This window comes from Mesorhizobium sp. (genome assembly GCF_017306585.1).
Taxonomy (GTDB): Bacteria; Pseudomonadota; Alphaproteobacteria; order Rhizobiales; family Rhizobiaceae; genus Mesorhizobium.
Genome location: NZ_JAFKIC010000131.1, coordinates 35,396 through 47,860, shown reverse-complemented (window position 1 = coordinate 47,860; position 12,465 = coordinate 35,396). Strand labels below are relative to the sequence as shown.

The window sequence follows — 12,465 nt, the reverse complement described above, 5'->3', positions numbered from 1 at the left end:
ACCAGTTCCTCCTCGCCCTCGGGCCCGGACCAGACACCGAACGTGTAATCCGAATAGAAGCTGGAGCGTTTGCCATGGCCGCGCTGGGCATACATCAGCACCGCGTCCACCGTGTGCGGATCGCGCTTCCATTTGAACCATGGCCCTTTCGGCCGGCCGGCGACATAGGGCGAATCCCAGCGTTTCAGCATCACCCCTTCGATGATCGGGTGCGGTGGCGTGCGGCGCAATTCCTCAAGCGCTTGCCAGTCGGTGAACGCGACAAAGGGCGAAAGATCGAAGCGGCTCGGGTCGAGCGTCCCGACGAAGGCTTCGAGCCGGCCGCGCCGCTCGTGGAAGGGCAGCCCGCGCAGATCCTCGTCACCGATCTGGAGCACATCGTAACAGCGCATGAAGGCCGGATAGCGCTGCTGCATCTTGGGCGTCACCGTCTTGCGGTTCAGCCGCTGCTGCAGGTCCGAGAAGGTTCCCGTCGCCTCCCGCGGATCGCCGACGAGCAACTCGCCATCCAGCGCCGCCGAAAAAGTCATGGCCTCGGCAAGGTCGGGAAAGGCGCCGGAGACGTCGTCGCCGGTGCGCGAGTAAAGCCGGCTAATGCCGCCCTCGGCCACTGCCTGGACGCGGATGCCATCCCATTTCCATTCCGCCGCATAGTCGGCCGGGTCGAGCTTTTCGAGGTCGCCGTCGCCGACCGGATTTGAAAGCATCACCGGGCGAAACAGCGCCAGCGCGGTGCTTCTCGGCTTCTCGCCCTTGCCTTCCAGCCAGGCGAACAGCGCCGTGTAGGGCGGCGACAGCCCGTGCCACAGCTCCTCGATCTCGGCGACATCGACCTTGCCGAAATCGGCCAGCGCCTGCTTGGCCAGCCGCGCCGATACGCCGATGCGCAGGCCGCCGGTGACCAGCTTGATGATTGCAAAGCGCGACGAGATGCCGGCGCTGTCGAGCAGACCGGCAAGCACCTTCGGTCCATCGGAACGGCTGGCCGCCTGCAGCCGCGCCACCACCTCGCCGAGCGTCGGCTCGCGGTTCGCGATACGTCCGGGCACCTGCGGCCAGACCAGCGACACGGTTTCGGCGAGATCGCCGACATAGTCGTAGGAATAGCCGAACAGCACCGGGTCCATGCGCTCGGTGACCAGCGCACGCAGCATCGCCGGCTTGACTGCCGCGATATTCAGATCGCCAGTGATGGCGGCCAGGGCCAGGCCGCGATCGGGGTCCTCGACGGCCCTGAAATAGTCGATGAGCAAAGTGAGCTTGCCGTTGCGCGACGGCGTCAACACCAGTCGGTCGAGGAGTTCGGCGAAGCGGTTCATTGCAGGATACGCCACGCCAATAGCGAAACCCGGCGCGAGGCACCCCCCTCTGGCCTGCCGGCCATCTCCCCCGCAAGGGGGGAGATTGGCATCCTCGCCGTCGCCGCGCATTCCGTAACCTTGATGACTAGCGAAAACCGTCGTGACATCTGATCTCCCCCCTTGCGGGGGAGATGGCCGGCAGGCCAGAGGGGGGTGCGAAGGATCGCGGCGTCGGCGACTAAGGGATGAGAATGCACCATCAATCGCCCTCGTCCTCATACCCCACCAGATGCAGCGGCCGGGCAGCGATGCCTTCGAGTTCGCACCAGCGCACCAGTGCCTCCTCGCGGCCGTGGGTGACCCAGATTTCCTCGGCTCCGGTTTCCCGGATGGTGGCGGTGAGTTCGTCCCAGTCGGCATGGTCCGAGATGATCAGCGGCAGTTCGACGCCGCCCTGCTTGGCGCGCTGGCGGATGCGCATCCAGCCCGAGGCGAAGCACGAAATCGGATCGGGAAAGCGCCGCGCCCAGCGGTCGGCGAAGGCCGATGGCGGACCAACCACGATGGCGCCGGCGAAATCCTGCTTGCCACCTTCCACGGTCGCCGGTTCGAGTACGCCGAGATCGATGCCCTGGCTTTGGTAGTATTCGCTCAACTTCGCCAGTGCGCCATGGATGTAGAGTGGCTTGTCATGGCCCGCATCGCGCAGCAGCCGCATCACGCGCTGCGCCTTGCCGAGCGCGTAGGCGCCGACCAGATGCGAGCGTTCGGGAAACTGCGCCGCCGATTTCAGCAGGCGAGCTATTTCCTCCGTATCGGGCGGATGGCGGAACACCGGCAGGCCGAAGGTCGCCTCGGTGATGAACACGTCGCAGCGGATCGGTTCGAACGGCGCGCAAGTTGCATCCCTGCGCCGCTTGTAGTCGCCGGAGGCGACAATGCGCATGTCCTGATGTTCCACGGAGATCTGCGCCGAGCCCAGCACGTGCCCCGCCGGATGGAAGGAGATGTTGACGCCATTGAGGACAATCGTTTCGCCCAACGCCGCCGCCTGGGTCGTGCCGGCAAAATCCGCACCATAGCGCAGGCCCATAATGTCGAGCGTCTGCCGGGTGGCGAGCACCGAGCGATGGCCGGAACGCGCATGGTCGGAATGGCCGTGCGTGATCAGCGCCCGGTCCACCGGCCGCACCGGATCGATGAAGAAATCGCCCGGCGGGCAGTAAAGGCCCTCGGGCCGGGGGTGGAGCAGGTCGCTGGCGCGCATCGCCTAGAAATAGGCTATAATTGCGCCGCGTGAAGCCTCTTGCCACGGACTGCTGACACGTCGGGCAAAGACAGCTCAATTCTGTTCAGCTTCCGCCTGATTTGCTCTACATACTCGTGTGGCCGGCTGCTCTGCCGGTGGAACCATCTTCATGAAACCGCTCCAGACCACGTCGGGCGACCTGAACGCGGATCGCCGTGCCGACTATGCCGAGATGCTTTTTGCGTCCGGCGATCACGCCGCCGCGGCCGAATTGCTGCTCGGTGCGCTGGAACTGGCGCCGCAATGGGCAATGGGCTGGTTTCGGCTTGGCGAGATGCAGGAGGCATCGGGCCGGCTCGACCTGGCGGCGCAGGCCTGGAGGGCGTCGCTGAAACTCGATCCGGCCGATCGTCAGGGCGCGGCCCTCAAACTGCAGTTGACCGGCAAGGGACCGGTCGCCACCGCGCCGCCCAGCGCTTTCGTCGAAACACTGTTCGATCACTATGCCGAGACTTTCGAGGACATGCTGGTCGGCAAGCTCCACTACCGGCTGCCGCAGGTTCTCGACACCGCCATCCGCGAGGCGCGGCCGGGACGTTTCCGCCTGGCGCTGGATCTCGGCTGCGGCACCGGGCTGATGGGCGAGAGGCTGAGGCCGATCGTCGACCGGCTGGAGGGCGTCGACATTTCCGCCAGCATGCTAAGGAAGGCGCGGGCGAAAGGCGTCTACGACGCGCTGACAAAGGCCGATCTGCAGGGCTTTTCCCACTCGGGCGAAAGGCCTGACCTGGTGACATCGGCGGATGTGCTCATCTACATCGGCGCGCTTGAAAGCATCGTCGGGACGGTTGCCGGATTGCTTGCCGATGGCGGCCTGTTTGCCTTTTCCGTCGAGAGCCTGGCAGGCAAGGGCGATTTCGCCCTGCAGCCTTCCCGCCGCTACGCTCATTCGGATGATTATGTCAGGCGCACTCTGCTGGCCAACGGCTTCTCGATCCTGACCCTGGAACCGACAATCATCCGTCAGGATCGCCGCGAGCCTGTGGAAGGCCTGGCTGTCGTGGCACGCAAGGCGCATGCAGACTGAGCTGTTCATATCCCGCCCGCCAAGCTCTTCTGCTGCGAAAAAGTCCGATTTGCATGCGTGACTGATATTTGCGATCTGGTCGCATCAGGGCGGGATTTCAGGAGGAATGCGATGCGCTGGAACATGCTGGTCTTGGCATCGTGCCTGGCGGCCACCGGTTGCGTCGGCAATTCGATGTCGGAGCGGCAGGACGACAACATCGAGTCCTCGCTGCAGTATGACACGGTGCCCTGCGATCAGTTGCTGGCGCAGCGCAACGGGCTGGCGCAGCAGTACAACCTGCCGACGACGGCCAAACCTACCTTCTCCAACCCAGCCATGGGCTTCGGCCCGTTCACGCCGGATGTGCGCTCCAAAGCTCAGCGCGACACTGACAAGGCGACCGGCGAGATAGATGCCATGAACCGCTCCATCGACCGTCGCAACTGCGGCAAACCCGACAAACAGAAGAAATTTTCGCTCCCTGGCTGAAGCGACCTGCCGTTCGCATGGGCCGCAATCGATGACGGTGTTCGAAGGCTGCCATCGGCGTTTTTTCGCGCCGATACGGCGATTCCGATCCAGATTTCACCGCCTGTCGTTAAAAAGCGACGCTTTGGCGTAGCGACCGCTTGATGGTGATTGCCTGCAATTGTCGGTATCGAAGTGGCCTGTCGTTAACCTTTTATTAAACATTTAATTGACGCGGGGCATCGCCTTGGCGTTAGCTCACTCAGGACAAGCGTTTGAGTGGCAGGAACGGTCATGTTGCGTCGGTTGGTCGCCGGGGTTTTCTCGACATTTCTGGGTTTGGCTTCGTTGGCAAATGCCGGATCCGTCGGTCCGCAAATGAGCACCGAGGCCTATGCATCGTCCTTCAGGAGTTTCGCCATCACCTTCGAGGCGAAGATGCCGCGCAGTGGTCCGATGAGCTCCGCAACCGCCGCCTCCGTCGGCTCCAGGACGAGCATTCCCTACGGCTGGGTGGATTTCTGCGGCCGCCGGCCCGATCAATGCAAGGTCCCGGTTCTGCCGGCCGCCGACCTCAAGCTCACGCAGAAAAGCTGGGCCACGCTCGACCGTGTCAATCGCGAGGTCAACGGCTACATCGTGCCGGAGAGCAATCTCGACCATTGGGGCACCATGCAGGACCACTGGGACTATCCGGTCGATGGCAAGGGCGATTGCAAGATCTACGCGCTCTTCAAGCGCAAGCTGCTTCTCGATGCCGGATTTCCGCGGCAGGCCCTGTTGATGACGGTCGTCTATGATCTGCATGGCGAAGGCCACGCCATCCTGACGGTGAAGACCGACAGGGGGGACTTCATCCTGGACAACCTCGTCAACACCATCCGCTCCTGGGACGCCACCGGCTATTACTTCCTCAAGCGGCAATCGCAGCAGGACCCCAACATCTGGGTATCGATCAACCAGCGTGGCGATGGGGCGCTGAAGCGGGCCAAGGCGATAAACTGATCCGCCAGGACTGGAGTGGCTTCAGGAAAAGTGCGAAAGGGTTTGCGTCCGTTTCCGCGAAACGGTGAAGCCAATCCATTCAAGGCACGATCTGATGAACCTCTGGGATCTCGGGGATCGCATATGCATTCTGGGGCCGTCCAACAGCGGCAAGTCGACCCTGGCCGACGCGATTGCCCGCAAACGCGGCCTGGAGCCCGTTCATCTCGATCTGCTTTATCATCTGCCCAACACGGACTGGGAGCCGCGCCCAAGGGACGAGTTCATTGCCCTGCACGATGCCGCGATTGCCGGCGAGCGCTGGGTGATGGACGGCAACTACTCCATCGGCATGCCGCAACGCTTCCGGCGCGCGACCGGGTTGATCCTGCTGGATATTTCCACTCCGGCCAGCCTGCTGCGCTACTTCAGGCGAACCCTGTTCGAGAAGGAAAGGCGCGGTGGCCTGCAGGGCGGGCGTGACAGCGTCAAATGGGACATGATCCATCATATCGCGGTGACCACGCCGAAAAACCGTGAGCGTTACCGGGCCATGTTCGAAGAGCTCGCCCTGCCCAAGGTGCAATTGTCTTCGCTGCGGGCGATCAAGCAGTGCTTCGCCGACTGGGACTTGGCCAGGTAGCTTAATATCCCGCTTTGCGGTCCACCAGATTTTCGAGCTTTTCGCCACGCTCGAAGGCATCCATCTGGCGCAGCATGGGCGGCGCCAGATGGACCGGATCGGAGGTTGCCGCGGAATGTGGCGTCACGAAAACCTTCGGATGGTTCCACAGCGGACTGGTTTTCGGCAGCGGCTCGACCTCGAACACATCGAGGCTCGCCTCCTTCAGCGTGCCGTCATCCAGCGCGCGCAGGATGTCGGCGTCCTTCTGCAGGCGTCCGCGTCCGGCATTGATCAGAACCGACCCGCCTAGGCCGTTACGTTTGCGCAATTCCTTGAGCACGCCGTAATTGATCATGCCCTGAGTGTCGGGCGTCAGCGGGAGAAGCACGACCAATATATCGGTTGCCTTCAGGAAGGGGATCAATCCGGCCTCGCCGGAATAGGTTGTCACCCCTTTCATCGGCCGGTCGGTGCGCGACCAGCCATTGACCGTGAAACCGAGCGACAGAAGTACGGATGCCGCCGCCCGGCCGAGAGTGCCCAGTCCCATGATGCCGACCGAAATGTCTCCGGCGGGTCTCTGCGGCGGATCGTGCCAGACCTTCTTGGTCTGCTGTGCCCTGTAGAGCACGCCCTGGCGATGATGGTCGAGAACCCGCCAGACCACATATTCGGTCATGTATTGGGTAAGGTTGTCGGCGACGACCCTGACGATCGGCACGTCGGGCAGGCCGGGATCGGCGAAAACATGGTCGACACCGGCGCCGATCGAGAAGATGGCGCGCAGGTTGGGCAGCGACGACAACAGGTTCGGCTTCTGCTTCCACACCACTGCATAGGTGATCGACGGGTCCTTGGCGCCGTCCGGCTCAAGCACCACCTCGCGCTCGGCCGACAAGAGGTCTCGCCAGCGCTGCGGATGAAAGCCGGTGACGGCAAGCAGGATGCGGCCTTTTTCCATCGCGGTTCGTCTAATCCCTTCAAAAATTACTGGCTGACGATGCCGGCCGGCGCCGTCTCGATCTTGAAGGCCGCCGAGATCAGGGCCCGAGTATAGTCGGTTTGCGGCTTTTCAAAAATCTGCTCGGAAGGGCCGGCCTCGACGATCTGGCCATTGCGCATGACGATGACGTCATTGGCCAGCGCCCGGATGACCTTGAGGTCGTGGCTGATGAAGAGATAGGCGAGGTCGTGCTTGGCCTGCAGGTTGCGCAAGAGGTCGACCACCTGCGCCTGCACGCTCATGTCGAGCGCCGATGTCGGTTCGTCCAGCATCACGAAGCGAGGGTTCAGCACCATGGCGCGGGCGATCGCGACGCGCTGGCGCTGGCCGCCGGAAAATTCGTGCGGATAGCGGTTGCGGCTCGCCGGATCGAGGCCGACCTCCTTCAGCACGTCGACGACCTTGTCGTCACGCTCGTCGGGCGACAGCTTCGGCGCGTGGATCTTGAGGCCTTCCTCGATGATCTCGGCGATCGACATGCGCGGGCTGAGCGAGCCAAACGGATCCTGGAAAACGATCTGCAATTCGCTTCGCAGCGGCCGCATGGCATTGAAGGAAAGCTGGTTGATGTCGCGGCCGTCGAACTGGATCGTGCCGGTCGAGGAGATCATGCGCGCCAGCGCCAGGCCGAGGGTCGTCTTGCCGGAGCCGGATTCGCCGACCACGCCGAGCGTCTGTCCGGCGCGCACGGTGACGTCGATGCCGTCGACCGCCTTCACATGGTCGACGGTGCGGCGGAAGAAGCCCTGCTTGATCGGGAACCAGACTTTGATGTCCTTCCCGGTCATGACGGCCTTGGCGTCGGCATTGGCGGCCGGCGGCTTGCCTTTCGGTTCGGCGGCCAGCAGGTGGCGCGTATAGGGATGCTGCGGGTTGGCGAAGATGTCCTTGGTCGGTCCGGTCTCGACGATCTTGCCCTTGGTCATCACGCAGACCCGGTCGGCGATCTTGCGGACGATGCCGAGATCATGGGTGATGAACAGCATCGACATGCCCTTGCGGGCGTTCAGCTTGGCGAGCAATTCTAGGATCTGCGCCTGCACGGTGACGTCGAGCGCGGTCGTTGGTTCGTCGGCGATCAGCAGTTCCGGTTCGTTGGCCAGCGCCATGGCGATCATGACGCGCTGGCGCTGGCCGCCGGAAAGCTGGTGCGGGTAGGCGTCGAGCCGTTTCTCCGGATCGCGGATGCCGACCTCCTTCAGCAAAGCAAGCGTACGGGCCTTCGCAGGCCGGTCGGCCATGCCCTGATGCAGCTTCAGGATCTCGACGATCTGGTGCTCGATCGTGTGCAGCGGATTGAGCGAGGTCATCGGCTCCTGGAAGATCATGGTGATCTTGTTGCCGCGCACCTGGCGCAACTGCTTCTCGCCCATGGCCAGCAGATCGGAGCCCTGGAACAGGATCTTGCCGGAGGGATGGCTGGCGCTGGGGTAGGGCAGAAGCTTCAGCACCGACAGCGCCGATACCGACTTGCCGGAGCCGGATTCGCCGACCAGCGCCACCGTTTCGCCCTTGGCGATGTCGAAGGAGATGTGGTCGACCGCGACAGACTGCCCGCCGCCCTGGTTGAAGGCGACGCTGAGGTCCTGCACGCTGAGCAAGGGCGCTTCGCTCATTTGAACGTCTTGCGCGGATCGAAGGCGTCGCGAGTCGCCTCGCCGACGAAGACCAGCAGCGACAGCATCAGCGAGATGACGACGAACCCGGATATGCCGAGCCATGGCGCATTCAGGTTGCGCTGCGCCTGCTTGAGAAGTTCGCCGAGTGAGGCCGAGCCTGGCGGCAGGCCGAAGCCGAGATAGTCGAGCGAGGTCAGCGTCGAGATGGAGCCGGACAGCAGGAACGGCAGGAAGGTCAGTGTCGCCACCATGGCGTTGGGCAGAAGGTGCCTGAACATGATGGTGCGGTTGGGCACGCCAAGCGCGCGTGCGGCGTTGACATATTCGAAATTGCGGGCGCGCAGGAACTCGGCCCGCACCACGCCGACCAGCGCCACCCAGGAGAACAGGAGCATCAGCCCGAGCAGGATGAAGAAGCCCGGCGGCAGGATGGCGGCGACGATAAGCAGGAGATAGAGCACCGGAATGGCCGACCAGATTTCGATGAAGCGCTGGAACAGAAGGTCGGTCCAGCCGCCGAAATAGCCCTGCACCGCGCCCGCTCCGACGCCGATCAGCGCCGACCCGGCGGTCAGGATAAGGCCGAACAGCACCGAAATGCGGAAGCCGTAGATGACGCGCGCCAGCACGTCGCGCGCCTGGTCGTCGGTGCCCAGCCAGTTCCAGTTTCCGACGATGCAGGCCGGGTCGGCGGCACCTTGCGGATACTGGTTGCAGCGCGTCTTGGCGTCATACTCCCAGGACGGCTTGGCGGGCGCCGCCTCCGGAATGGCGTTGTTGACGGTCTGGTAGGAGTAGCGGATCGGCGGCCAGATCATCCAGCCATGGGCGTTGATCTCGTCCTGGATAACGGGGTCGCGGTAGTCGGTGACGGCATAGAAGCCGCCGAACTTTTCCTCGGGATAGGCGACCAGCACCGGAAACAGGATTTCGCCCTTGTAGGAAGCGATGATCGGCTTGTCGTTGGCGATGAATTCGGCAAACAGCGACAGCACGAACAGGACGAGGAATATCCACAACGACCAGAACCCGCGCCGGTTCGCCTTGAAATTCTGCAGGCGGCGCTTGTTGAGCGGCGACAGGAATGGCCTCGGCATCCGTACCGGCACCACCCCGGCGGTAACGCTTGCTTCCGACATCAGATGTCTCTCCGCTCGAAATCGATGCGCGGATCGACCCAGGTGTACATCAGGTCGGACAAGAGCCCGATGAAAAGGCCGAGAAGCGAGAAGATGTAGAGATTGGCGAACACCACGGGATAGTCGCGCTCGACCACCGACCGGAAGCCGAGCAGGCCGAGCCCGTCGAGCGAGAAGATGTTCTCGATCAGCAGCGAACCGGTGAAGAAGGCCGAGATGAAGGCCCCGGGGAAACCGGCGATGACGATCAGCATGGCGTTGCGGAAGACATGGCCGTAAAGCACCTGCCGTTCCGAGAGGCCCTTGGCGCGCGCGGTCACCACATACTGTTTGCGGATTTCTTCCAGGAACGAGTTCTTGGTCAGAAGCGTCGTGGTGGCGAAGGCCGACAGCACCAGCGCCGTCAGCGGCAGCGTCATGTGCCAGATATAGTCGGCGATCCTGGCCGGCCACGACAACTGGTCCCAATTGTCGGAGACGATGCCGCGCAGCGGGAACCAGTCCCAGAACGAGCCGCCGGCGAACAGCACCATCAAAAGGATACCGAACAGGAAGCCGGGAATGGCATAGCCGACAATGACCACGCCGCTGGTCCAGACGTCGAAAGGCGTGCCGTCCTTGACCGCCTTGCGGATACCGAGCGGTATGGAAATTAGGTAGGAGAGCAGTGTGATCCAGAGCCCGATCGAGATCGACACCGGCATCTTTTCGAGGATCAGGTTGAGCACCGAGATATCGCGGAAATAGCTGTTGCCGAAATCGAACCTGGCATAGTTCCACAGCATCATGCCGAAGCGTTCGAGCGGCGGCTTGTCGAAGCCGAACTGCTTCTCCAGCTTCTTGATGAATTCCGGATCGAGCCCCTGCGCGCCGCGATATTTCGAACTGACGTCGCCGGCGACGTCGAAGTTGGAACCGCCGGCATCACCGCCACCGCCGCCGAGGCGGTCGCTGCCGCCCTGGTTGGTCAGCTTGGCGATCACCTGCTCGACCGGGCCGCCGGGCGCGAACTGGATGACCGCGAAGGAGATCGCCATGATGCCGAACAGCGTCGGGATCATCAGAAGGATGCGGCGCAGTATATAGGCGCCCATCAGGCTTCAGGCCCCCGTAGGACCGACATCTCAGCCTTTGCCAATTTTTGCCGCCTTGCCCTTATCGACCCACCACAGCGCCTCGACCGGAAAGCCGAAATCGGGCTTCTGTTCGGGAAAACCGAACATGTCCCAATAGGCGCTTCGGTGATTCGCCAGGAACCAACTAGGAATCCAATCGCAGCGCGCGCGCAAGACCCGGTCGAGCGCCCGCATCGCTACCGTCAGGCTTTCGCGGTCCTTTGCCGCGCCGACCGCGTCGATAAGCGCGTCGATCGCCGGGTTCGAAATGCCAGGCAGATTGCGCGAGCCGGAGAGATTGGCGGTTCGTGAGTGGAAGAAGACTTCGAGATCGTCGCGCGTCGGCGTCGCACTGAACGAAAACGCGGCCGAAAGCAGGTCGAAGTCGAACGTCGCCTGCCGGGACTGGTACTGCGCCGAATCAACGAGCCGGATCGTGGCGTCGATGCCGATCGCCTTCATGTTGGCGACCCAGGGCGAATAGACCTGCACGAACGTGTCGTCATCGACCATGAACTCTGCCGACAGCCTGCCGCCCTTGTCGTTGACGACGAAATCGCCCGAGCGCTTCCAGCCTGCCGCTGCCAGCAGCTTCACCGCCTGGCCGAGCAGCTTGCGGTCGCGCCCGGAGCCGTCGGATGCCGGTTGGGTCACGGCCTCGCCGAACGTCTCCGCCGGAAGCTGGCCGCGCAACGGCTCAAGCAGGGCCAGTTCCTGTGGAGACGGTGATCCCTCGGCGCGAAAGTCGGATTTCTCGAAGCAGGATTGCGAGCGCTCGTAGGAGCCGTAGAAAAAATTGCGCCGCGTCCATTCGAAATCGAAGCAGAGCGCGATCGCCTGCCTGACCCTTGGGTCTCGAAATTGCTCGCGTCGCTGGTTGACCGCCGTGGCCTGCATGGAAGGCCGTTTCTCGGCCGGGAATTCGTGCTTCATGACCTTGCCGGCGACAAGCGCCGGGAAGTCGTAGGCGGTTGCCCAGACGCGCGAGACGAATTCCTCGCGATAGGTGATCTCACCTTTCTTGAAGGCTTCGAATCCGGCGTTGCGGTTCTGGTAGAATTCGATGCGGATGGTGTCGAAATTGTTCTGGCCGCGATTGACCGGAAGTTTGCTGCCCCAATAGTCCGTCACCCGGTCATATTCGATCCAGGCGCCGGCCGAGAAGCGACCGACCTTGTAGGCGCCGGAGCCGAGCGGTGGATTGAGCTGCGAGGAATCGAACGGATTGGCCGTATAAAAGGCCTTGGACAGGATCGGGAATTCCACGACGTTGAGCACGGTGCGGGCCGACTGCTTGCCGGAGAAGGTGAGCCGCAGCGTGCGGTCGTCGACGGCGACGGCGTCGGTCATATGCGTCAGCGACAGGGAGAGGTCGGGATGGCCCTTGTCCTTGTAGAGCTTGAAGGTGAAGGCGGCGTCCTGCGCCGTCAGCGCCGAACCATCGTGAAAGCGCGCTTCGGGGCGAAGCGAGAAGGTAAAGGTGTTGCGGTCGTCCGACAGCGTCACGCCGTCGGCGATCTGGCCATAGACGGCATCGGGCTCGTCGAGCGCGCGCACCATCAGCCCGTCGAAGCACATTTCCATGCGCGGCGGCGCATCACCCTTGTCGGCGAAGGAGTTCAGTGTGTTGAAGGTCTGCGTATTCTGGTTGTAGCCCCAGTTCGGCGGCGAAAAGTTGAAGACGCCGCCAGTGGGCGCGTCGACATTCACGTAGTCGAAATGCATGAAATCCGGCTTGTATTTCAGGTCGCCGAAGGCGGACAGGCCATGCAGTTTCGTGCCGGTCGCAATGTCGGCGAAGGCTTTGCCCGGCAGTAGGGCGACGGCCGCAGCGGCAGCTCCGCCGAGTGCCAGGAAATCGCGACGCGGCAGCTGCGCCATCAAGTGCCGCCG

The 12,465-nt window shown here is 63.0% G+C and carries 11 protein-coding genes; 4 read left to right on the top strand and 7 right to left on the bottom strand.

The annotated features are described in order from the left end of the window. Both J0I79_RS12865 and J0I79_RS12860 read right to left on the bottom strand, forming a co-directional pair. The coding region (locus J0I79_RS12865; RefSeq protein WP_292858642.1) for a cisplatin damage response ATP-dependent DNA ligase at positions 1 to 1,319 on the bottom strand (1,319 nt) is incomplete at its 3' end. Between the two features lie 241 nt (positions 1,320 to 1,560). Beyond that, the gene (locus J0I79_RS12860; RefSeq protein ID WP_292858639.1) at positions 1,561 to 2,568 is read right to left on the bottom strand and encodes a ligase-associated DNA damage response exonuclease; all 1,008 of its coding nucleotides are present in this window, start codon (positions 2,566 to 2,568) and stop codon (positions 1,561 to 1,563) included. 151 nt (positions 2,569 to 2,719) lie between these two features. On the opposite strand from J0I79_RS12860, the gene J0I79_RS12855 reads away from it, so the two are divergent. From J0I79_RS12855 to J0I79_RS12840, 4 genes are all read left to right on the top strand, one after another. Beyond that, entirely contained in the window at positions 2,720 to 3,637 is a 918-nt protein-coding gene (locus J0I79_RS12855; protein WP_292858636.1) for a class I SAM-dependent methyltransferase, read from the top strand. Between the two features lie 111 nt (positions 3,638 to 3,748). After that, positions 3,749 to 4,108, top strand: coding sequence for a hypothetical protein (locus J0I79_RS12850; RefSeq protein WP_292858633.1), 360 nt, complete (start codon positions 3,749 to 3,751; stop codon positions 4,106 to 4,108). A 417-nt stretch (positions 4,109 to 4,525) separates the two neighbouring features. Continuing rightward, the gene (locus tag J0I79_RS12845) at positions 4,526 to 5,092 is read left to right on the top strand and encodes a transglutaminase-like cysteine peptidase (RefSeq protein WP_292858648.1); all 567 of its coding nucleotides are present in this window, start codon (positions 4,526 to 4,528) and stop codon (positions 5,090 to 5,092) included. 94 nt (positions 5,093 to 5,186) lie between these two features. Then, positions 5,187 to 5,714 carry an AAA family ATPase gene (locus J0I79_RS12840; protein ID WP_292858631.1) on the top strand — a complete coding sequence of 176 codons (528 nt, stop codon included), beginning with the start codon at positions 5,187 to 5,189 and terminating at the stop codon, positions 5,712 to 5,714. Position 5,715: 1 nt separating this feature from the next. On the opposite strand, the gene J0I79_RS12835 is transcribed toward J0I79_RS12840, so the two are convergent. From J0I79_RS12835 to J0I79_RS12815, 5 genes are read right to left on the bottom strand one after another with little or no spacing between them, the layout of a single operon-like run. After that, complete coding sequence (locus tag J0I79_RS12835; protein ID WP_292858629.1) at positions 5,716 to 6,657, bottom strand: glyoxylate/hydroxypyruvate reductase A; 942 nt, start codon at positions 6,655 to 6,657, stop codon at positions 5,716 to 5,718. Between the two features lie 26 nt (positions 6,658 to 6,683). Further along, complete coding sequence (locus J0I79_RS12830) at positions 6,684 to 8,315, bottom strand: ABC transporter ATP-binding protein (protein ID WP_292858626.1); 1,632 nt, start codon at positions 8,313 to 8,315, stop codon at positions 6,684 to 6,686. Further along, positions 8,312 to 9,457 carry an ABC transporter permease gene (locus J0I79_RS12825; RefSeq protein ID WP_292858623.1) on the bottom strand — a complete coding sequence of 382 codons (1,146 nt, stop codon included), beginning with the start codon at positions 9,455 to 9,457 and terminating at the stop codon, positions 8,312 to 8,314. The genes J0I79_RS12830 and J0I79_RS12825 overlap by 4 nt, the downstream gene beginning before the upstream one ends. Next, positions 9,457 to 10,551, bottom strand: coding sequence for a microcin C ABC transporter permease YejB (locus J0I79_RS12820; protein ID WP_292858620.1), 1,095 nt, complete (start codon positions 10,549 to 10,551; stop codon positions 9,457 to 9,459). Before J0I79_RS12820 ends, J0I79_RS12825 begins: the two co-directional genes overlap by 1 nt. A gap of 30 nt (positions 10,552 to 10,581) precedes the next feature. Next, on the bottom strand, positions 10,582 to 12,453 hold the full coding sequence (locus tag J0I79_RS12815) for an extracellular solute-binding protein (protein ID WP_292858617.1): 1,872 nt from the start codon (positions 12,451 to 12,453) through the stop codon (positions 10,582 to 10,584). Positions 12,454 to 12,465: the final 12 nt, after the last annotated feature.